A 21,306-nucleotide genomic window follows, 5' to 3' on the forward strand; every position below is an offset into this window, starting at 1 on the left:
TTATGTTGGGCTATTTTAATCAGGATACGTCTCGCGCGCTAGTGCGATCAACGCTCGCTGCCACAAGGCAGGCAATCATCCCCACCCGAATGGTGTGGTCTCCGCATGGGGGCAGACAAATCCTGTCGAGCCGTCCTAAAGTCCGCCTTCAGCGCGACAGCATTGATGACGGAATGGGACGGGACCGCGACACCGAAAAATCCAGCAGCGAACGATCCACCAGCGCGCTGACCGGCAAGGGGCTGGATACCCTGCTGGCGGCGGCGGAGACGCTGCCGCATGCGCCGGAGGATGCGTGGCGGCTCGACCTGCTGCGGGTGGCGCTGCGCATCGCCCGCTCCACCGAGGATCTGGCCGACCTGGAACGCGCCAACCTCGCCTTCAAGGCGTTGCCGCACCGGCTGCGCAACCCGCTGGTCGACCGCGCCGCCATGCTGGCCCGGCGCGAGGCGGAACGCGCCCAGATGGCCGAGGAACCGGAGGAGGAACCGAAAGCCGGCGGCCTGCTGGGCGGGCTGTTCGGGCGCGGCGGCAGCCGGCCGAGCCGCAAGACCGCCAAGGAACGGCTGATGCGCGAACTCACCACCCGCCGCGACCCGGATGACGATCGCGAGAGCTGATCGCCGATTTACCGAGGCCTAAAACCCAGGCAAGGGAAATCCCGGCATAGGCTGTGCCGGACGGCAGATACCCGGACGGCCGCTTGTCCGTCCGAAGGACTGAAAGCCCCCTCCCCTCCCGCGTTCTCCGGCCGCGTCGAAGGTCACAGCTGGGACGGTTTACGGCGGGCCGGGAATGTGCAAAGGTCGGTACCTCCAAATCGGGCTTATCCAAACGATTGAACTGAACGATGACCGGGGGTTCCGTGCGTCGCCTGAAGCCGTTGCTGACCTGCGCCGCCTTGACTGCCCTGCTGAGCGCCTGCGCCAGCGGCGGGGGCACACATCGCGTCGCCTCGCCGGAGGAAATCGACGCGCATGTCGCGGAAGCCTCCAAGCGCTTCGACATGCCGGAGCTGTGGATACGCGAGGTCATCCGCCAGGAAAGCGGCGGGCGCACCACCGTCAACGGCAAGCCCATCGTCAGCAAGGCCGGCGCCATGGGGCTGATGCAGGTGATGCCGGCGACCTATGAAGAAATGCGGCGCAAGCACAATCTGGGCTCCGACCCCTTCGATCCGCATGACAACATCATCGCCGGCACCGCCTATCTGCGCGAGATGTACAACCTGTTCGGCGCGCCGGGCTTCCTTGGCGCCTACAACTGCGGTCCCGGCTGTTACGGCGACTATCTGGCCGGCAAGCGCGGCCTGCCGGGCGAGACGCGCCGCTACATCGCATCTGTCGGGCCGCGGCTGAACCGCACCCCGGCGCCCAACGGCGCCGACATCGTGCTGGTCAGCGCGCCGTCGTCCGATTCGCCGCCGGATTACGGTTCGCCCTATGCCCGGCCGTCATCCTCCTATTCGGCCCCGGTCAACCCGGCGCCTTCCTACACCCCTCCCGCCAGCAGCCGCCCGGTGGCGAGCCGGCCGCCGATCGCCGTGGCCGCCCTGCCCTCTCCTACGCCCACGCCGGCACCGGCACCGGCGGTGCGGGTGGTGGCGCCCGATACCTCGACTCCGGATGCTCCGGCGCCGCGTCCGGTGGCGACGATGAGCGGGGCGGCGACCGCCGGCGGCGGGGTGTGGACGGTGCAGCTCGGCGCCTTCCGCTCTCCCGACGACAGCCAGCGCGTGATCGACCGCGCCCGCAACTCCATGCCGGTGCTGACGCGCTCGCAACGGATCGTCCAGGCGGTGGACACCCAGACCGGGCCGCTCTACCGCGCCCGCCTGTCCGGCCTGTCGCAGCAGGATGCGGCCAGCGCCTGCAGCGGGCTGGTCAACATCGGCATGGCCTGTTTCGTGGTGGCGCCGGGGGCCTGAGCGCTCGTCGCGGCATCACTCGCCGAAGGATGACGCCCATCGGTTGGATCGCCTTCGGTTGGTTTGCCGCCGGGCCGGCGGCGGCGCTATGCTGACGGCCGGTCGGCAATTCGGAGCGGCGGGACATGCGGCGGGAGAGGGGTTTGGACGAGACGGTCCGGCGCTTCCTGGACCGCAGCCTCAGCGTCAATGTCGCGACCAGCGACCATGATGGCCGTCCGCTGGTCGCGCGGGCCGTGGCGGCGCGGGTGTCGCCGGGCGGCAAGCGGTTGACCGTGCTGATCGACGGGCGTGCCAACGCCGCGCTGGTCGCCGCCATTGCCGGGACCGGGCGGCTGGCCGTGGTCTTCACCGAACCCAGCACCCACCGGTCCATTCAGATCAAGGACGACAACGCTTCGGTGGCGGCACCAACCGTCGAAGAGTCGGCGCTGCCCGGCCCCTACATCGACGGCTTCATCGCCGAGCTGGCCGGGATGGGATTCACCGAAGCCTTCGTCCGGGCGGTGATGGAGTTCGATCCGGCCGATCTGGTTGCTCTGCATCTGGCTCCTGCCGACGTCTTCGACCAGACGCCGGGGCCGAAGGCCGGCGAGCGGATCCCGGCATGAGCGGCCCGCTGCCCCGCCCCCTGCCCCACGACGCTCTTACCCTGGATGCCATCCGGACCTGTCTGGAGGGCGTGATCCCCGGCACCATCGCCACGGCGGACGCCGAGGGAACGCCGAACGTGTCGCAGCTGTCGCAGGTCCATTACGTCGATCCCGGCCACATCGCCCTGTCCTATCAGTTCTTCAACAAGACGCGCGCCAACATCCTGGCCAATCCGGACGCGCAGTTGGAGGTGATAGACCCGGCAACCGGGGCGCAGTACCGGCTGCGGCTGGCCTATCTGCGCACCGAGACGGACGGGCCGCTGTTCGAGAGCATGAAGGCGAAACTGTCGGGTATCGCCTCCCATGTCGGGATGGCGGAGGTGTTCCGCTTGCGCGGCGCCGACCTGTTCCGGGTGGTGGCGATCGAGGCGGTGCCGGGCGGCTGTCCCCTGCCCGCTCCGGTCCGGCCGCGCAGCCTGCTGTCGGCGGTCCGGCGCGCCTGCGAGGGGTTGCGCGGCGCCGCCGACCTGTCCGACCTGCTCGACCGCGCCATCGCCGCCTTGCGCAACCTGTTCGGAGTGGAGCATGCGCTGATCCTGCTGCCCGACGCCGCCAGCGGCCGGCTGTTCACCGTCGCGGCGCTGGGCTATGAGGCGGCAGGGCGCGGCAGCGGCATCGGCTGGGAGGTGGCGCCCGGCGACGGTGTGATCGGCATGGCGGCGCGCGAGCGGGTGCCGATCCGCATCACCCACATGACCACCGACGTCGCCTACAGCATGGCGATGCGGGAAGGGACCGCGGCGGCCGTCGCGCGCGAGATCCCCTTCCCCGGACTGGACCGGCCGCACAGCCAGCTGGCGGTGCCGATCCTGGCGCACTACCTGACGCATCCCGGGGCGTGCGGCGAACTGGCCGGCGTGCTGTTCGTGGAAAGCGCCCAGGAGATGCGCTTCACCTATGACGACGAGGATGCGTTGGCGACGCTGGCCGCACAGCTGGGTGCGCTGATGCGCGGCCTGCCGCCCGCCCATGGCGCGGAGACCGAAGAGGCGCCGACACCGGCCGTCACGCCACCCGCCATCGGCGACCCGATCACCGTGCGCCATTACGCCAGCGACGACAGCGTCTTCCTCGACCATGATTACCTGATCAAGGGGGTGGCCGGCGCCATCCTGTGGAAGCTGGTGCGCGACCACACCGCGCTGGGCCGCACCGACTTCACCAACCGCGAACTGCGGCTGGCGCCCGACATCCCGCTGCCCGACCTCGCCGAGAATCTGGAAGCGCGGCTGATCCTGCTGCAGCGCCGGCTGGCCGACCGTTGCGGCTGCCTGCGCATCGAGAAGACCGGCAGGGGCCGTTTCCGCCTTGTGGTGGAAAAGCCCCTGCGGCTGGAGGAGATGAGCTGAGGGGGCCGGGAGAGGCGGATTAGCCCGCGGTGACGCGGCGGCAGCGGCGCTTCATCAGGGCCACCGCCTCTTCCGCCCGCTCGCCGGTCAGGTCGAAGCTGCGCTCGTCCATCAGCACGCCGTCGGAGTTGTAGGCGCGCACCTGCAGTCCCTCCGCCGTCTGCTCGGCCGTCACGTCGAGGACGCCGTCGCCGGTCTCGTTGCCGGCGATGTCGAGGAAGTCGTTGACCTCGTCGAAGCTGGCCACGACGTCGTCCGGCCAGACGCCCTCGGCGGTGAAGTCCAGCAGGTCGTTCAGCCCGCCGACCGGCTCGCAGCGCTTCACCCGCGGGTCGGCGGTGGCGACCGCCTCGGCGAACGCGGCCATCGACTGGCGGATGCGCTCCTGCTCGATGGGGTCGATCTCCAGCTCCTCGCCCTCGCCGGAGAATCCGAGGTTCAGCGGGTCGGGCATCGCCTCGCCGTCCTGCTCGGCATCCTCCTCGATCACCAGACCGACGACGCCGACGAGGCGGGTGCCGATGTCGTCGGGGGCGGCGACCAGATCCTGCTCGCGCACGAAGGCTTCCGCCGCCTCGGGCGAGTCGATCAGGCGGCGCAGCAGGGTCCGGCGGTCGGCGGCCTCGAGATAGGACAGCGGTTCCGGATCGAGCCACAGCGGCAGTAGCCGCATGTCGGCCGCCTTTTCCAGCAGCCCGGCCGAATCGAGCGCGCGTTCGATGGCATCGACCGACGGCGGCTCGTCCAGCCGGCCCTCGACCTCCAGCGCCACCCAGAACAGGGTCGACAGGGTCGGGTCGCCATGCTCGTCGGTGCTCTGCGCCGTTTCGGAGAATGCCTCGACCTCGTCCATGAAGTCGTAGCCTTCCTCCTCGCGCAGCTTGCCCAGCGCGGCTTCGATCACGCCCTGGCGGTTGCCGTCCAGAACCTCGTCCAGCAGGGCGCCGAAGCGTTCGTCGTTGTTGCGCCACAGCCGGACCAGCCGGTCGGCCGGCGTCCCGCTGAACTGGCCGCCCTTGCCGTTGACTCCGTCCTTCTTCGCCATGATGCGCCCGTTCCTTTCTGAAATCGCCCGTTCGGTCGGCGTGACCATAGGAGCGCCACGCCGTCCTGTCGACCGCGATATGGTGACGCTTTACCCGACGGATGGTGGTGCCCGGCTGCGGCGGCGACAGCGACGATTGGCCCCTTCCACCCGGACGGGAATGGCGTAGGATTCGGATATCCTCCATTCGGGTGATCCGCCATGGCCGAACGTCCGGTTTTTCCCAAAGATTTCCTGTGGGGCGCCTCAACCTCGGCCTATCAGATCGAGGGCGGGGCCGAGGCGGACGGGCGGGCGCCCAGCATCTGGGATAATTTCTGCAAGCTGAAGGGCCGGGTTGACAATGGCGAGAGCGGCGACGTCGCCTGCGACCATTACCACCTGATGCCGCAGGATGTGGACCTGATGGCGGATCTGGGCTTGCAGGCCTACCGCTTCTCCGTCTCCTGGCCGCGGGTGCTGCCGCGCGGGCGGGGGGCGCCGAACGAAAAGGGGCTGGATTTCTACGACCGGCTGATCGACCGGCTGCTGGAGAAGGGGATCGAACCCTGGCTCTGCCTCTATCACTGGGACCTGCCGCAGGCCTTGCAGGATCTGGGCGGCTGGGGCACCCGCGACAGCATCGGCTGGTTCGCCGACTATGCCGCGCTGTGCGCCCGGCGCTATGGCGACCGGGTGAAGCGCTGGGCCACCTTCAACGAGTTCTCGGTCTTCACCCTGTTCGGCTGGGCCTTCGGTTGGGGGGCGCCCAGCATCGCCGACCGCGCCACCCACCTGAAGGTGATCCACCACGTCAACCTCGCCCATGGCGCCGGGGTGGATGTGCTGCGGGCGCTGGTGCCGGGGGCCTCCATCGGCGCGGTGCACAGCGTGCAGCCGATGCGGCCCGAGACCGACAAGCCGGAGGATGTCGAGGCCGCGGCCCTGTTCGACGAGCATTGGAACCGCGCCTTCCCCGACGCGCAGCTGCTGGCCCGCTATCCGCGCCGCATCGCCGAGGCCATAGAGCCGTACGTGCAGCCCGGCGACATGGCGCGCATCGCCCGGCCGGTGGACTGGTTCGGGCTGAACCATTATGCGCCGGTCTATGGCCGCAAGGACGACAGCCTGATCTGGGGCTTCGGCTTCGGGTCGCCGCCGCCGGGGATGAAGCGGACGGCGATCGACTGGCCCTATGACCCCGGCTGTTTCCGCGAGACGCTTGTCGACCTGACCCGCCGCTATCGCCTGCCGATCTATGTGACGGAGAACGGCTATGGCACCAAGGCGGCCGAGACGCCCGACGCCGAGGGCCGTGTGGTCGATGCGGAGCGGCTGGCCTACCTCCAGGCCTACATCGCGGCGATGGCGGAGGCGAAGGGGCTGGGGGCCGACGTGCGTGGCTATTTCGTCTGGTCGCTGCTGGACAATTTCGAATGGGGCGGCGGCTATGGCACGCGGTTCGGCATCGTCCGGGTGGATTTCGAAACCCAGGCGCGGATCCCGAAGGAGTCCGCGCGCTGGTATTCCGACCTGATCCGGGGGGCGTGAGGAAAATGCCCTCTCCCGCCCCGGGAGAGGGAGGGGACCCACGAAGTGGGGAGGGTGAGGGTTAGGTCAAGAATCAAGGAGCGCATGGTTTCTTGCGCCACCCCTCACCCTTCCCATGCTCCGCATGGGCCCCTTCCCTCTCCCGGGACGGGAGAGGGAGATTCTCTGCCCGCTTACTTCAGGAACGGCAGGTTCAGCCCCTGCTCCTTGGCGCACTCGATGGCGATGTCATAGCCGGCGTCGGCGTGGCGCATCACGCCGGTGGCGGGGTCGTTCCACAGCACGCGCTCGATCCGCTTGGCCGCCGCGTCGGTGCCGTCGCAGACGATGACCATGCCGGAATGCTGGGAGAAGCCCATGCCGACACCGCCGCCATGGTGCAGGCTGACCCAGGTCGCGCCGCTGGCGGTGTTCAGCAGCGCATTCAGCAACGGCCAGTCCGACACGGCGTCGGTGCCGTCCTTCATCGCCTCGGTCTCGCGGTTCGGGCTGGCGACCGATCCGCTGTCGAGATGGTCGCGGCCGATGACGATGGGCGCCTTCAGTTCGCCCGACTTCACCATCTCGTTGAAGGCGAGACCCAGGCGGTGGCGCTGCCCCAGCCCGACCCAGCAGATGCGCGCCGGCAGGCCCTGGAACTGGATGCGCTTGGCCGCCATGTCGAGCCAGTTGTGCAGGTGCGGATCGTCGGGGATCAGCTCCTTCACCTTGGCGTCGGTCTTGCGGATGTCCTCCGGATCGCCGGACAATGCTGCCCAGCGGAAGGGACCGATGCCGCGGCAGAACAGCGGACGGATATAGGCGGGGACGAAGCCGGGGAAGTCGAAGGCGTTCTCCAGCCCCTCCTCCTTCGCCATCTGCCGGATGTTGTTGCCATAATCAACGGTCGGGATGCCCATGCCGTGGAAGGCCAGCATCGCCTCCACCTGCACCCGCATCGACTTGCGGGCGGCTGCGGCCACCGCGGCGGGCTGGCTTTCGCGGGCGCTCTCCCACTCCTCCAGCGTCCAGCCCTGCGGCAGATAGCCGTTCACCGGATCATGGGCGGATGTCTGGTCGGTGACGATGTGCGGCCGGGCCTTGATGTCGGTGCCGGCGCGGCGCGCCAGCTCGGGGAAGACGTCGGCGGCGTTGCCGAGCAAGCCGACCGAGATCGCCTCGCCCTTCGCGCAGGCCTCGTTGATCCAGGCCAGCGCCTCGTCGAGGTCGGCGGTGTGGCGGTCGAGATAACCGGTGCGGATGCGCATCTCGATGCTGCTGGGGCGGCATTCGACCGCCAGCATGCAGGCGCCGGCCATGGTGGCGGCCAGCGGCTGCGCTCCGCCCATGCCGCCCAGGCCGCCGGTCAGGATCCATTTGCCCTTCAGGTCGCCGTTGTAATGCTGGCGTCCGGCCTCGACGAAGGTCTCGTAGGTGCCCTGGACGATGCCCTGGCTGCCGATGTAGATCCAGGACCCGGCGGTCATCTGGCCGTACATCGCCAGACCCTTGCGGTCCAGCTCGTTGAAATGTTCCCAGGTCGCCCAGCGCGGCACGAGGTTGGAGTTGGCGATCAGCACGCGCGGCGCGTCGGCATGGGTGCGGAAGACGCCGACCGGCTTGCCCGACTGGACCAGCAGGGTCTCGTCGTCGTTCAGCGTCTTCAGCGCCGAGACGATGCGGTCGAAGCTTTCCCAATCGCGGGCGGCGCGGCCGATGCCGCCATAGACGACCAACTCCTGCGGCCGTTCGGCGACGTCGGGGTCGAGGTTGTTCATCAGCATGCGCATCGGCGCCTCGGCGAGCCAGCTCTTGCAGCTCAGTTCGGGGCCGTGCGGGGCACGGATGACGCGCTGGTTGTCGAGGCGGGATGACATGGGGTGGTGGCTCCTGGTGGGAGGGGGATGCGTGTTGTGCTGACTCTTGCCCCCACCCCAACCCTCCCCCGCTGGGCGGGGGAGGGAGTTGGCGCTTGTGCGGAAGGGTGGCGGCAGTCCCTCCCCCGCCCAGCGGGGGAGGTTAGGTGGGGGTCTAACGTTGCTAAGGCGGCGGCAGCTGGAACCGTGCCCCCAGCCGGTAGCGGCTGCCGGGATGGACGAGCATCGCCACTGTCACCACCCGTCCCCCGACCCAGGTGCGGCGGGTGACGCGCAGGCAGGGTTCGGTGACGGGAATGTCGAGCAGGCGGGCGATCTCCGCCGTCGGCGATACCGCTTCGATGACGTGCTCGACCTGCGGCGAAGACTCCAGCCGGATCAGATACTCGCCCGGCGTCTGGCGGGTGAAGTCCTGGTCCAGATAGTCGGGCGCGACCGACGGGTTGACCCAGCGTTCCTCCAACTGGACCGGAACGTCGCTCTCGCTGTGGACGACGACGGAATGGAACAGCTTCGCCCCCACCGGCAGGTTGAAGCGGCGGGCCAGACCGGTATCGGCGGTAACCGCGAGCAATTGCTCCACCCGGCAGGAATGGACGTTGCCGCGCTCGGCGATCTCGTCGGCGATGCTGCGCAGTTCCACCACGTCGGTGCTGGGCGGCCGTTCGGCGACGAAGGTGCCCAACCCCTGCACGCGGGTCAGCAGCCCCTCGTCGGTCAGGTCGCGCAGCGCGCGGTGCACCGTCATGCGGCTGACCGAGAATTCCTCCAGCAGCTTGTGCTCCGACGGGATCTGGAAACCTTCGGGCCAGTCGCCGGAGCTGATCCGGCGGCGGATGGCCTCCTTGATCTGGGCATAGCGCGGCTGTGCGGTGGAGATGACGTCGCTCATGCGGCCTCCACATGCGGTTTGCGGACCACCCCGCCATTGACCACCGCCATGCAGGGGTTGAGGCCGATGGCGTAGGCCAGCTCCGCCGGATGTTCGATGCGCCACACCGCCAGATCGGCGCGCTTGGCCCGAGCAATCACGCCGCGGTCGGTCAGGCCGAGCGCCTTCGCCGCATGGCGGGTGATGCCGGCCAGCGCCTCCGCCGGGGTCAGGCGGAAGAAGGTGCAGCCCATCGACAGCATCAGCAACAGCGAGGTGACCGGAGAGGTGCCGGGGTTGTTGTCGGTGGACAACGCCATCGGCACGCCATGGCGGCGCAGCAGGTCGATCGGCGGCAGCTTGGTTTCGCGCAACGCATAGAAGGCGCCGGGCAGCAACACCGCAACCGTACCGGCTTGCGCCATCGCGACGACGCCCTCCTCGTCCAGATGCTCGATATGGTCGGCCGACAACCCGCCGAACTCCGCCACCAGCCGGGCGCCGCCGAGGTTGCTCAGCTGCTCGGCATGCAGCTTCACCGGCAGGCCGAGCAGCTTCGCCGTCTCGAACACCCGGCGGGTCTGGGCGACCGAGAAGCCGATCCCCTCGCAGAAGGCGTCCACCGCATCGGCAAGGCCCGCTTCGGCGATGGCCGGCAGGGTCTCGGTGCAGATGCGGTCGATGTAGCCGTCGGCATTCCCCTTGAACTCCGGCGGCAGGGCGTGGGCACCGAGATAGGTCGTCCGCACCTCCACCGGGCGCACCTGTGCCAGCCGTCGGGCGACGCACAGCATGCGGGTTTCGGTTTCGGTGTCGAGGCCATAGCCGGACTTCACCTCCACCGTCGTCACGCCCTCGGCCAGCAGGCTGTCCAGCCGCGGCAGGCTGGCTGCCAGAAGCTGGTCCTCGCTGGCGGCGCGGGTGGCGGTGACGGTGGACAGGATGCCGCCCCCGGCCCGCGCGATCTCCTCATAGGTGGCGCCGTTCAGCCGCATCTCGAACTCGCGGGCGCGGTTGCCGCCATAGACGAGGTGGGTGTGGCAGTCGATCAGGCCGGGGGTCATCCAGCCGCCCTGCCCCGAATGCACCTCGGTCGCCAACGCGTCCGGCGCATCGGTCAAGTCGGCGCGGCGGCCGACGAAGGCGATGCGGCCGTCCTTGATGCCCACCGCCGCGTCGGCGACGGCGCCGTAACCGTCCGCCTCGCTCATGGTGGCAACGGACAGGTCGATCCACAGGGAATCCCACGGCGCGCTGGTCGGCATCGGTTCGGCTCCTTCCTACAAGTTCGTGCAGCAACCCTCTTGGCAGCCGGTTGCCTATACTTGTATAGTGTTGTCTATAATAGCGAGGGCGCCCTCATGAGCAACCTGTTTTTTGCCTCGGCGCTGCTGCCGGACGGCTGGGCGGAGGATGTGCTGGTCACGACGGACGGGCACGGCCGGATCGTCTCGGCGACGCCCGGTGCCGCCTGCCCGGCCGGTGCGGAGCGCTTCGCCGGGGCGGCGGTCGCCGGCATCGCCAACCTGCATTCCCATGCCCACCAGCGCGCCATCGCCGGGATGGGCGAAAGCTCCGGCGAGGGCTCCGACAGCTTCTGGAGCTGGCGCGAGGTGATGTACCGCGCGCTGGACCGCATGGAGCCGGAGGATTTCGAGGCGGTCGCCGCCCAGCTTTATGTGGAGACGCTGAAGGCCGGCTTCACCGCCATCGCCGAATTCCATTACCTGCATCATGACCGCGACGGCAGCGCCTACGCCGACCCGGCGGAAATGAGCCACCGCGCCGTCGCCGCCGCCCGCAGCGCCGGGCTGCCGATCACGCTGCTGCCGGTGCTCTACAACGCGTCGGGCTTCGGCGGCACGCCGCCGACCGCCGGACAGCGCCGCTTCATCCATGACGGGGCAGGGTTCGACCGGCTGACCACGGCCCTGCGCAGCGCCTATGGCGGGTCCGAAGACGTGCAGCTGGGCATCGCCCCGCATTCGCTGCGTGCCGTGCCGGACGGGTTGCTGGCCGAGACCGTCGCCGCCAACCCGCAAGGCCCGATCCACATCCACATCGCCGAGCAGCGCCGGGAGGTCGAGGACTGCCTCGCCTTCCGCAGCCGCCGCCCGGTGGAGCATCTGCTCGACACCCAGCCGGTCGATGGCCGCTGGTGCCTGATCCACGCCACCCACATGACCGGGGCGGAGGTCGCTGGCGTCGCCGCCAGCGGCGCGGTCACCGGCCTGTGCCTGACCACGGAGGCCAATCTGGGCGACGGCTTCTTCGCCGCCGAATCCTACATGGCGCAGGGCGGACGCTGGGGCATCGGCTCCGACAGCCACATCTCCGTCAGCCCGGTGGAGGAACTGCGCTGGCTGGAGTACGGCGCGCGGCTGACCAGCGAACGGCGCACCGTGCTGGCCGGCGGCCCCCGCCGCTCCACCGCGCGCCGGCTTGTGGAGGACGCCCAGGCCGGCGGCGCGCAGGCCACCGGATTCGAGGCCGGACGCATCGCCGCCGGACTGCGAGCCGACATCGTCGTGCTCGACACCGACCACCCGCTGCTGGCGGCGCGCAAGGGCGATGCGCTGCTGGACGGCTGGATTTTCGCCGGCAACACCTCCCTCGTGCGTGACGTGGTGATCGCCGGACGCGCAATCGTCCGCGACCGCCGCCATCCGCGCGAGGAGGAAATCGCCGACCGCTTCAAAAAGACACTTGGGAGACTTCTGGGATGAGCGAGAGCATCACTCTGGTTCCGGGCGCGCTGTCGCTCGACACGCTGCGCAGCATCTATCGCGGCCGTCCGGCCCTGACGCTCGACCCGGCGGCCTATCCGCGGATGGAGCGCTCCCGCGCCCTGATCGACCGGATCGCCGGCGGCGACGAGGCGGTCTATGGCGTCAACACCGGCTTCGGCAAGCTGGCGCACACCCACATCGCCGCGTCGGATCTGGAGACGCTCCAGCGCAACCTGATCCTGTCGCACGCCACCGGCGTCGGCGCCCCGCTGGCCGACGGCGTCGTCCGCCTGATCCTGGTCATAAAGGCGGTCAGCCTCGCCGTCGGCGCGTCCGGCGTGCGGCCGGCGCTGGTCGATGCGCTGCTGAAGCTCTATGAGGCCGACGTGCTGCCGGTGGTGCCGGGCAAGGGCTCCGTCGGCGCGTCGGGCGATCTGGCGCCGCTGGCCCATCTCTGCGGCGTGCTGCTCGGCATCGGCCATGTCCGCGTCAACGGCGAGACGCTGCCGGCGGAAGAGGGTCTGCGCATCGCCGGACTGCCGGTCTTCGACCTGAAGGCCAAGGAAGGGCTGGCGCTGATCAACGGCACCCAGGTGTCGACCGGTCTGGCGCTCGCCGGGCTGTTCGAGATCGAGCGCACCTTCAAGGCGGCGCTGGTCGCCGGTGCCCTGTCGGTGGAGGCGGTCAAGGGCAGCCACCGTCCGTTCGATGCCCGCATCAGCGCGCTGCGCGGCCAGCCCGGCCAGATCGCCGTCGCCGCCGCCTTCCGCGAGGTGCTGGCCGGCAGCGAGTTGAACGCCAGCCACCAGGGGCCCGACTGCCATCGGGTGCAGGACCCCTACAGCCTGCGCTGCCAGCCGCAGGTGATGGGCGCGGTTCTGGACCAGATGCGGCAGGCGGCGCGCACGCTGGTGATCGAGGCCAACGGCGTCACCGACAACCCGCTGGTTCTGGTCGACACCGACGAGGTGCTGTCCGGCGGCAACTTCCATGCGGAGCCGGTGGCGATGGCCGCCGACCAGCTCGCCATCGCGGCGTCGGAGATCGGCGCACTGGCAGAACGCCGCATCGCCATGCTGATCGACACCACCATCAGCGGCCTGCCGCCCTTCCTGGTCGCCGAGCCTGGCCTGAATTCCGGCTTCATGATCGCCCATGTCACCGCCGCGGCGCTGGCGTCGGAGAACAAGTCGCTTGCCCATCCCGCCAGCGTCGACAGCCTGCCGACCTCCGCCAACCAGGAGGACCATGTCAGCATGGCGACCTTCGCGGCCCGGCGGCTGGGCGACATCGCCGGCAATGTCGCGGACATCGTCGGTATAGAGCTTTTGGCCGCGATTCAGGGTCTGGAGTTCCATCGCCCGCTGAAGACGGCCGAGCGGCTGGAGCAGGCCATCGCCACCATCCGCGCCGAGGTGCCGCGTTACGAGGTCGACCGCTATTTCGCCCCGGATCTGGCCGCCATCGGCACCCTGGTGCGCAACGGCGCGCTGGACCATCTGATGCCGGTATCCCTGGAGACCGCACAATGACCGACACCATCTTCGATCTGGTGCATGGCGACGGGCCGCTGGTCATCAGCATGCCCCATTGCGGCACCGCGCTTTCCCCCGGTCTGGCCGAGCGGCTGACGGAGGAAGCGCTGACCCTGCGCGACACCGACTGGCACATCCCGCGCCTGTACGGCTTCGCAAGCGGCCTGGGCGCGACGCTGCTCAGTGCCCGTTATTCGCGCTATGTCGTCGACCTCAACCGGGCCTCGACCGGCGAAAGCCTCTATCCCGGACAGGCCACCACAGGCCTGTGCCCGGATGTGCTGTTCGACGGCACGCCGCTCTACCGCGAGGGCCAGGCGCCCGACGCGGCGGAGGTCGCGCAGCGGGTGGAGGGATACTGGCGGCCCTATCACGATGCGCTGGCGGCTGAACTGGCGCGGGTGAAGGCGCGGCACGGCTTCGCCCTGCTCTATGACGCCCATTCGATCCGCAGCCAGGTGCCGCGGCTGTTCGAGGGGCGGCTGCCCGACCTGAATCTGGGCACGGCGCACGGCACCAGCGCCGACCCCGGCCTGATCGCCCGCGTCGTCACGGCGATGGAAAGCGCCGTCGCGGCCGAGGGGATGACCTGCGTCACCAATGGGCGCTTCGTCGGCGGCCACATCACCCGCGCTTACGGCCAACCGGGGCACGGCGTCCACGCCATCCAGATGGAACTGGCGCAGGACCGTTACATGGACGAGGAGGCGCCGCCCTTCGCCTATCGCCCCGACCGGGCTTCAAGGCTGCAGCGGGTGCTGACGGCGGTGCTGGACGCCTTCGCCGGCTGGCGGCCGGCGCAGGGCTGATCCTGTCGTGACGGCATGGGGCGGCGCCCTCAGCCAGCGCCGCGTCCAGGCGAGTGTCACCGCTCCAATTCGTCACCCGTATGTGGCGGTCTGTCCGGCACCCGGTCCAAGAATGAGCGCAGGCCCGCGCCGGTCGCGGTGCCGGCACGGGCCTTCAGAAACCCATCGGCAAGGAGGCTCAGCACCGCGAAGGAGGCGCCCTGCCGGCTCCGCAAGCCTGCGGTCAGAATGTTGGTGTCGAGGACAGCTCTCTTCATTCCGGTGATTATGGGTAGATCCCTCACGCGGGGCAATGCAGATGATATCCTATGGGATGTCCTGTTGAGAACTGAGTGTCGATCCGGCAGGCGGGGTCAGGGAACCGCCCCCGCCCGCCCTGCGTTCCTCTGCAGCGCCCATGCTGCGGCGCGGAAGGCAGAGGACCGGCGTTGAGCGACATCATTGAACACGGCGGGGAAAAGAGCGGCATCGAGAATCCGGGCGGCGGCATCGGCTATGGCGGAAACCCGGTTCCCGCCATCCTTCAGCCCACCCTGACCGCCGTCGATGCACTCGATGCGCAGGTCCACGACATCGTCACCTGCGATCCCGGCCCGGTCAGCCATGCGCTGGCGACCGCGGGCCATTACGCCATAAAGCGGCATGTGCTGATCCCCGGCTTCGCCATCGCCGGCATCGTCGGGCTGCTGACCGGTCAGCCGGATCTGCGCCGCGCCGGCAGCGTCGGCGTGGCCGGTCTGGTGGTGACGGCGACCGCCAGCCGCTCGATCAAGCGCTATGTGAAGCGTCGGCGCCCGGATGAATGCGCCCCGCGCCGCAAACCGGGATGGCGCATCAGCGCGCGGTCGCTGCCGTCCGGACATGCGGCGAGCGCCTTCGCCGCGGCGACGGCGCTCGCCACCGTCAGCCGGTCGTCGGCACAGAGCCTGATGATCTACGGAACGGCGGCGGCGCTCGCCGGCGGACGGGTGGTCCGACACCGGCATTGGGCATCCGACGTGCTGGCCGGCGCCCTGCTGGGAACGGCGCTTACGCTGGTGGCGCGGCGCCTTCTGGCGCGCTGAGCCGCTATTTCTTCGGCAGCGGCAGAGCGGCCTGTTGCGGCTTGGCCGGATCGGCGAGCCGCTTGGCGCGCTTGTTGCGGACCTCCGCCGCCTCCCCCGCCTTCAACGGCACGAAACCATCGGGACGCATGGCGTTGCCGACGATCTGCTTGAGCAGGTCAATGTTGGTGGTCTGCACCCGGCGGCCGCGGCGGACCTGATCGAGGAACTTCTGCGACGGGGTCAGCACATAGTCGATGGCGTCGATGCGCTTGCCGACCTTGGTGTATTCCTTGTCGGCGACGTCGAGGATCCCTTCTTCCACCAGCGCGTCGACGGCGGAGGTCACCACGCGCAGCGTGTCGCGGCGGCGCGACCACTCGTTCATGCCGCTGTTCTTGATGATCTCGTCGGCGCTGATCGAGATCGGCTTCGCCTCGTCGTCGGCGGTGTCGTATTCGATCGACAGGCGGTTGTAGAGCCAGCGCGACACCGGCGACTTCAGCTTCATCAGCCAGGCGTAGGAGACCGGCTTGAACTCCAGATCGCGGATCGCGGCGGAGACCAGCGGGTTGAATTCCAGATAGGTTTCCTCGACCCCGCCATCCTCATCGACCAGATCCGGGCGCGAACGGATCGCCAGCACCGGGAAGGCGGTGGATTCCAGCAGGTTCTGACCGCGGCTCTTCTTCCCCGGCTCGGCGCTGCCGCCGGTGGAGATGATGATGCGCGACCGCGCCAGGATGGTCAGGGATTCGCGGATGTCCTGGATCGACAGGGTGTGGTTGACCGCCCGCAGTTCGCGCTGAATCTCGTAGAGGCTGAAGCGCATCTGCACCTTGTCGCGGTTCTCGCCGGTCAGCGACAGGCGCGAGCGGTCCATGGCGAGACGGCGGACGACCTGCTCCACCACTTGCTCGCGCTCAGACGGGAAGATCTCGACTTCGACCAGATCCGGTCCGGCGCCGGGAGCGCGGTCGTCCCTCTTCGCGGTGCTGAGCCGGTCGATACGGGCGGGTTGGACGGTCAGGCGATAGTTGCGGCCGCGGAAGGCGAACTCGCGCCGCACCGACTTGATGAAGTTGTCCTTGGTGACCAGCTCGCCCTTGTCCTTGGCGGCCTTTTCCTTGTCGTTGTCGCGGGAGACGAAGACGAAGCGCGGCGCCAGATCGTAGAGCGCGATCAGGTGGGATTGCGAACGGTCTTCCAGCTCGAACAGGATGAGTTGCGCGGCGCTGGTCGGGGCCATCTTGGTCATGAACGTCTCCGAAGGTCGGAAGTAACCATGGCGCGCCGGACCCGCCGGTGCAACAGAACGCGGAGAAATTACCGCATCCGGGATGGAGCGACAGCCCGCGCATATGGCGCCACCCCCCGCGATGATGGAGCAACGGCCCGCGGTTATGGAGCGACAGCCCGCGATTGGCCCGTGAGAACCGTCCTGCCGGGGTACGTGACCGTGACTCCTTGAAGAATCGGGAGAATCGGCGCCGGTGGACCGGCGGGCTTGCCGGACGGAACCGCGGGCTGCCGCTCCATGGAAGGCGGACATGGATGCGAGAGGGGCCGGATTGCCCGCGATTGCCCCTATCCGCGGTCAATCGCGGGCTGTTGCTCCAGGATTGGCCGGGATCGCGGGAAGGATCGCGGGCGGGCGGCAGGGGCCAAATCGCGGGCAAAGGCTCCAGGACCGCGGCCAAAGGCATCAGGATTCCGATTCGGCAGGGAACCGCGAGCCGATGCTCCATGGTCGCGGGCAGGGGCTTTACGGTCGCGGGCTGTCGCTCACCATGTGCGGGCTGCCGCTCCATGGGTGGTCATGGAGTGCCTGCCCGCGATTCGACTCTGCAATCAACCGCTTCGAATCATCTGGACCAATCGTGACAGCCAGACATGCGGCCGTCCATGCGTCCAATCTTGCGCGGATGGCGCGGAGGAGTATCGCCACAGATGACCGAGAACAGCAAAAGCCCGAACCGCACCGGGCAAAACCGCTGGGGCCGGATCCCGGCCTGGTGGCTCGACCACCCGGACCTCGACGCCGACGGCCTCGCCGTGCTGGCGGCGCTCAGCACCTACGCCGACGAGGCGGGGGTGTGCTGGCCGTCGCAGGCAACGCTGGCGGACAAGCTGAAACGCAGCCGGCCGACCGTCAACCGGATCCTAGGCCGGCTGGAGGCGCTTGGGCTGGTCGGCATCGAACACCGCCGCTCGTCCAACGGCGGCCGGCTGAGCTGCCGGTATCGGCTGGCGCTGACCGTCGGGAACGCGGCGGACGAGAAGGCCGGCGATGGTGCAGGGGTGGACAGCCCCGCTGACTCAGCGGCGGACTCCCCCTGTTCACCGGCGAGTCACGAACAGCCTGAACCAGAACAGATTCCTGACACGCTCCACCGGCGTGCAGACGAGGGGATGGCGCCGGTGGCCGAGGCGGTTCCGCAGGACTGGACGCCGCCGACCACCGACCGCGAGTGGGCGGCGGGACGCTTCCCCGACCTCGATGTCGATGGACATGCCGAACGCTTCGTCCAGCAATGCCGGGCCCATGGTTACCGCTACCGCGATCCGGCTGCGGCATGGCGGTCGTGGCTTTTGCAGGACGCCGGGCGTATGGCGCCACAGCCCGCGGCAACGGCCGGCGGATCCGGCGGCTGTGGATTTGGCGACCGTGGATTTGGCGAACGTGGACTTGGCAACCGTGGATCGGGCAACCGTGCTGCGCGCACCGCTCCCCGCGCATCGACACCCGCCGCGGCATCCACTGCCGCCGCCAATGCGGAACAGCGCCTGTCGGCCTGGGCCAGCGTTGCGGCGCGCCTGAACGCCGGGCAATCGGCCACGCCTGCCAATCCCTGGGGGATCGCATGAGCAACCTGCACCCGTTCCCCGCAGCACCGGCCGTTCCGCCCAGCCTGCCGCTGCCCTTCGATCCGGCGATGGCCCCGGCCCTGCGCAGCCGGATGTTGCGTGGGGCGTTGCCGGAGCCGCTGCAACGGCTGCTCGACCGCGGGCAGGTCGGACGTCACAGCCGCTTCACCGAGGACGGCTTCGCCGACGTGGTGGAGGACTGGACGCCGCCCGATGGGGTGACGCCGCGCCATGCCGCGCTTGCCCGTCGGGCCCTTGCGGAGATCGACGAAACCATCCTGGCGCCGGCACCGGCCAACCATCTGCTGGGTCGCGTGCTGGCGTTGCTCAGCCATTTTCCGGCGAAGGCGACGACGCCGGAGGTGGAGCAATTGCTCGCGATGGATTGGGCGGATGATCTGGGCGAGTTCCCGGCCTGGGCGATCGATCAGGCGGCACGCCGCTGGCGGCGGACCCGCAAATGGCGTCCGAGCATCGCCGAGATCCGCACGCTGTGCGAAGAGGCCTGTGCCGCCGAACGGGCTCTGGCTGAGCGGTTGCGCGCCATCGCCATGGCCGGCGAGCGAAGCGGGGAGACGGGGGGCGGATCCGCCTCTGTGCGTCCGGTGCTGGCGTCGGCGATGCGTCGCATGCGATGATAGGCACAGGGTCTGTCTTAGGAAGCCGGTCTGTGGCAGGGGCGACACCCTGTCGGGGCGGTGAGAAGCTAAGACATGTCTTAGATTTGCGCCACGGCCCGGCTTTGATAAAAGGGGCCGACAGCCGATGGCGATAAGGGGCATGGGAATGAGCAACGACACGGGACACGTGCCGGTGAAGCGCTTGCTGGTCAATGGCCCGAAGGGCGGGATCGGCAAGACGACGCTCAGCCGCAACATCGCGGTGGCGGCGGCGCTCGACGGCTGCGCGGTGGCAACGCTGGACCTCGATCCGCAGCGCAGCCTGACCAAGTGGTTCGCCAAGCGTCCGGACGGTATGGCGTCCATCACCCATTTCGAGGCGGGCATGACGCCGACCGACATCCGGGCGGCGCTGGACGGCATCGCGGGCTTCGACCTGCTGGTCATCGACACGCCGCCGTCGATCGAGGACCATCCGGAAGAGTTCAAGCTGCTGGCGCTGTCGTCCGACCTGATCGTCGTCCCGACCGGACAGAGCGACGACGACCTGGATTCGGTGCGGCCCTGGATGCGCTTCGTCCGCCGCTATGGCAAGAACGCCGCCTTCGTCATGAACCGCGTCAAGCCGCGCACCCGCGGCTTCACCGAGGCGCAGCGCAAGCTGCTGGGCGACGGCCGGATCTGTCCGGTCGAGGTGCCGGATTACGAGGACATCCAGTTCACCGCCGGCCGCGGTCTCGGCCTGTTGGAGCTGAAGGGGGGCAAGGGGGCCGAGCATGTCGCCGGTGTCTGGGCCTTCGTCCGCCACGAACTGGAGCTGGCGCAATGAGCGGGTTCAAGCAGGTTTCCAAGGCCCAGGCCCGCCGCCACATCGCCGTGGACGAACGGATCGAACGCATGTCGGAAGCGACGGTCGACCTTGTCCGGCGCGAGGAGTTCGTCCAGGAAATCTCCACCCTCTGGCGCAGCGCACAGGAGAAGTTCCTGCTGATCGGCCGCTATCTGGTCCAGGCGCGGGCACGCCTGCCGCATGGCGAGTTCCAGGCGATGGTCGAGAACGAGCTGCCCTTCGGCTATCAGGTCGCCTACCAGCTGCGCATGGTGGCGGAGGCGGTGGACAGCGGGCGTTTGCCCGGTCCGAAGCTGCCGCCGAGCTACGCCACCGTCTACCAGCTTGCCACCCTGACCAGCGAGCAGCTGCGGTTGGCCGACCAGCGCAACCTGATCCGGCCCGACGTCACCCGGCCGGAAATCGTCCGTTTCAAGCGCGATCTGCGGAACAAGGCGATCGACCATGTCAGCCGCCGCGAGGCGCTGGAGGCGGAGCGCGACCGGCTGCGCGAGCGGCTGGCGGTGCTGGAGGCGGAACTGGCGACGCTGGCCGACGAGGACTGAGGGCAGCCGGCGATGACGGTGTGGCGTGCGATGATCCGGAACGGGGATGGGTGAGGCATGCTGGACCTGAAATCGCTGGAGATCTTCATCTGGACGATGCGGCTGGGCGGCTTCCGCCGGGCGGCGGAGCGGCTGAACACCACCCAGCCAGCCGTCTCCGCCCGCATCGCCCAGCTTCAGGACGAGTTGGGCGTGGTGCTGTTCGAGCGTGTCGGCCGGCGGGTGGCGCCGACGCCGCAGGCGATGGTCCTGCTGACCTATGCCGAGAAGATGATGGCGCTGCGGTCGGAGTTGCTGACCGCAGTGGCGGACCGCAGCGCTATCCGCGGCGTCATCCGGCTTGGCGTGGCGGAAACGGTGGTCCATACCTGGCTCAGCCAGCTGATCGAGCGTCTGAACGCCCTCTACCCCGCCGTGTCTCTGGAGATCGAGGTGGAAACCTCCCCCAGCCTGCGCGATGCGCTCGCCCGGCATGAATTGGACGTGGCGGTGATGCTGGCCTCCTACACGGACGTGCGGTTCAGGGCGATCCCGGTCGGCAATTATCCGCTGGGCTGGGTGGCCAGTCCGGCGTTGGCGCTGCCGGCGGAGCCGGTGTCGCTGGCCGATCTGGCGGCTTGGCCGATCATCACCTTTTCCCGCACCACTCAGCCCTATGGCGTGATCCGCGAGATGTTCTCGTCCGTCGGCCTGCCGGTGCGGATGTTCGGCAACAGTTCGCTCGCGAGCGTCGTACGGATGGCGGTGGACGCCGTCGGCGTCAGCGTGATCCCCACCGTCATCGTCCAGCGCGAATTGGCGGAGGGGCGGCTGCGGCTGATCCGGTCGCAGGCGGCCCTGCCGGGCATGACCTTCTGTGCCGCCCATTCCGCCACGGCGGAGAACCACATGGCGTCGGTCGTCGCCGATCTGGCGGCCGAGGTGGCCGCCAATTACGAGGCAACGACCGGCAACGAGGCGCCCCGTGCCGCGGATTGACCTGCGCGCATCGGCTGGCGATTGATCGTCACTGTTTATCAGTCCAGATCAAAACATACGATTGGACGGACCCAAGACTGTTCGTGTCATCATCC

19 protein-coding genes are annotated in these 21,306 nt (G+C 69.0%); 14 read left to right on the plus strand and 5 right to left on the minus strand.

The genetic code is table 11. The annotated features are described in order from the left end of the window. The first annotated feature begins 173 nt into the window (after positions 1 to 173). The 4 genes from FZ029_RS20275 to FZ029_RS20290 all read left to right on the plus strand — a co-directional run bounded on the left by FZ029_RS20275 (position 174) and on the right by FZ029_RS20290 (position 3,932). Complete coding sequence (locus tag FZ029_RS20275) at positions 174 to 620, plus strand: hypothetical protein (RefSeq protein WP_149271401.1); 447 nt, start codon at positions 174 to 176, stop codon at positions 618 to 620. Positions 621 to 850: 230 nt separating this feature from the next. After that, a complete protein-coding gene (locus FZ029_RS20280; protein ID WP_149271402.1) occupies positions 851 to 1,927 on the plus strand; it encodes a transglycosylase SLT domain-containing protein in 1,077 nt (358 codons plus the stop codon). Between the two features lie 143 nt (positions 1,928 to 2,070). After that, a complete protein-coding gene (locus tag FZ029_RS20285) occupies positions 2,071 to 2,538 on the plus strand; it encodes a hypothetical protein (protein ID WP_247892413.1) in 468 nt (155 codons plus the stop codon). Then, the gene (locus FZ029_RS20290) at positions 2,535 to 3,932 is read left to right on the plus strand and encodes a GAF domain-containing protein (RefSeq protein WP_149271406.1); all 1,398 of its coding nucleotides are present in this window, start codon (positions 2,535 to 2,537) and stop codon (positions 3,930 to 3,932) included. Before FZ029_RS20285 ends, FZ029_RS20290 begins: the two co-directional genes overlap by 4 nt. Before the next feature lie 19 nt (positions 3,933 to 3,951). Here the strand turns inward: FZ029_RS20290 and FZ029_RS20295 are convergent, their stop codons facing one another. Then, entirely contained in the window at positions 3,952 to 4,977 is a 1,026-nt protein-coding gene (locus tag FZ029_RS20295; RefSeq protein ID WP_188051991.1) for a hypothetical protein, read from the minus strand. Between the two features lie 201 nt (positions 4,978 to 5,178). Here FZ029_RS20295 and FZ029_RS20300 point away from each other — a divergent pair, with 201 nt between their 5' ends. Next, entirely contained in the window at positions 5,179 to 6,507 is a 1,329-nt protein-coding gene (locus FZ029_RS20300) for a GH1 family beta-glucosidase (RefSeq protein WP_149271410.1), read from the plus strand. A 173-nt stretch (positions 6,508 to 6,680) separates the two neighbouring features. On the opposite strand, the gene hutU is transcribed toward FZ029_RS20300, so the two are convergent. The 3 genes from hutU to hutI form a co-directional block, all read right to left on the minus strand. After that, positions 6,681 to 8,363, minus strand: coding sequence for a urocanate hydratase (gene hutU / locus FZ029_RS20310; RefSeq protein WP_149271412.1), 1,683 nt, complete (start codon positions 8,361 to 8,363; stop codon positions 6,681 to 6,683). A gap of 163 nt (positions 8,364 to 8,526) precedes the next feature. Then, positions 8,527 to 9,255, minus strand: a complete 729-nt coding sequence (gene hutC / locus FZ029_RS20320; RefSeq protein WP_149271414.1) for a histidine utilization repressor — start codon at positions 9,253 to 9,255, stop codon at positions 8,527 to 8,529. Beyond that, on the minus strand, positions 9,252 to 10,499 hold the full coding sequence (gene hutI, locus FZ029_RS20325) for an imidazolonepropionase (RefSeq protein ID WP_149271416.1): 1,248 nt from the start codon (positions 10,497 to 10,499) through the stop codon (positions 9,252 to 9,254). Before hutI ends, hutC begins: the two co-directional genes overlap by 4 nt. A 96-nt stretch (positions 10,500 to 10,595) precedes the next feature. Here hutI and FZ029_RS20330 point away from each other — a divergent pair, with 96 nt between their 5' ends. The 4 genes from FZ029_RS20330 (at position 10,596) to FZ029_RS20350 (ending at position 15,371) form a co-directional block, all read left to right on the plus strand. Then, entirely contained in the window at positions 10,596 to 11,960 is a 1,365-nt protein-coding gene (locus FZ029_RS20330; protein ID WP_149271418.1) for a formimidoylglutamate deiminase, read from the plus strand. Beyond that, a complete protein-coding gene (gene hutH / locus FZ029_RS20335; protein WP_149271420.1) occupies positions 11,957 to 13,495 on the plus strand; it encodes a histidine ammonia-lyase in 1,539 nt (512 codons plus the stop codon). Before FZ029_RS20330 ends, hutH begins: the two co-directional genes overlap by 4 nt. Next, complete coding sequence (hutG, locus tag FZ029_RS20340) at positions 13,492 to 14,307, plus strand: N-formylglutamate deformylase (protein ID WP_149271422.1); 816 nt, start codon at positions 13,492 to 13,494, stop codon at positions 14,305 to 14,307. Before hutH ends, hutG begins: the two co-directional genes overlap by 4 nt. Before the next feature lie 428 nt (positions 14,308 to 14,735). Beyond that, on the plus strand, positions 14,736 to 15,371 hold the full coding sequence (locus FZ029_RS20350) for a phosphatase PAP2 family protein (RefSeq protein ID WP_149271424.1): 636 nt from the start codon (positions 14,736 to 14,738) through the stop codon (positions 15,369 to 15,371). Positions 15,372 to 15,375: 4 nt separating this feature from the next. Here FZ029_RS20350 and FZ029_RS20355 read toward each other — a convergent pair whose 3' ends face one another. Further along, positions 15,376 to 16,608, minus strand: coding sequence for a plasmid replication protein (locus tag FZ029_RS20355; protein ID WP_149271426.1), 1,233 nt, complete (start codon positions 16,606 to 16,608; stop codon positions 15,376 to 15,378). Positions 16,609 to 17,300: 692 nt separating this feature from the next. Between FZ029_RS20355 and FZ029_RS20360 the strand changes: the two genes are divergently transcribed. The 5 genes from FZ029_RS20360 to FZ029_RS20380 all read left to right on the plus strand — a co-directional run bounded on the left by FZ029_RS20360 (position 17,301) and on the right by FZ029_RS20380 (position 21,211). After that, on the plus strand, positions 17,301 to 18,218 hold the full coding sequence (locus FZ029_RS20360; protein ID WP_149271428.1) for a helix-turn-helix domain-containing protein: 918 nt from the start codon (positions 17,301 to 17,303) through the stop codon (positions 18,216 to 18,218). Continuing rightward, positions 18,215 to 18,856: a hypothetical protein gene (locus FZ029_RS20365; protein ID WP_149271430.1), complete on the plus strand. Its 642-nt coding sequence runs from the start codon at positions 18,215 to 18,217 to the stop codon at positions 18,854 to 18,856. Before FZ029_RS20360 ends, FZ029_RS20365 begins: the two co-directional genes overlap by 4 nt. 148 nt (positions 18,857 to 19,004) lie before the next feature. Continuing rightward, complete coding sequence (locus tag FZ029_RS20370; RefSeq protein WP_149271432.1) at positions 19,005 to 19,667, plus strand: ParA family protein; 663 nt, start codon at positions 19,005 to 19,007, stop codon at positions 19,665 to 19,667. Next, on the plus strand, positions 19,664 to 20,233 hold the full coding sequence (locus FZ029_RS20375; RefSeq protein ID WP_109151800.1) for a hypothetical protein: 570 nt from the start codon (positions 19,664 to 19,666) through the stop codon (positions 20,231 to 20,233). The genes FZ029_RS20370 and FZ029_RS20375 overlap by 4 nt, the downstream gene beginning before the upstream one ends. 57 nt (positions 20,234 to 20,290) lie before the next feature. After that, complete coding sequence (locus FZ029_RS20380) at positions 20,291 to 21,211, plus strand: LysR family transcriptional regulator (protein WP_149271434.1); 921 nt, start codon at positions 20,291 to 20,293, stop codon at positions 21,209 to 21,211. Positions 21,212 to 21,306 lie beyond the last annotated feature (95 nt).

The sequence above is a fragment of the Azospirillum sp. Sh1 genome, assembly GCF_008365135.1.
GTDB lineage: Bacteria > Pseudomonadota > Alphaproteobacteria > Azospirillales > Azospirillaceae > Azospirillum > Azospirillum oryzae.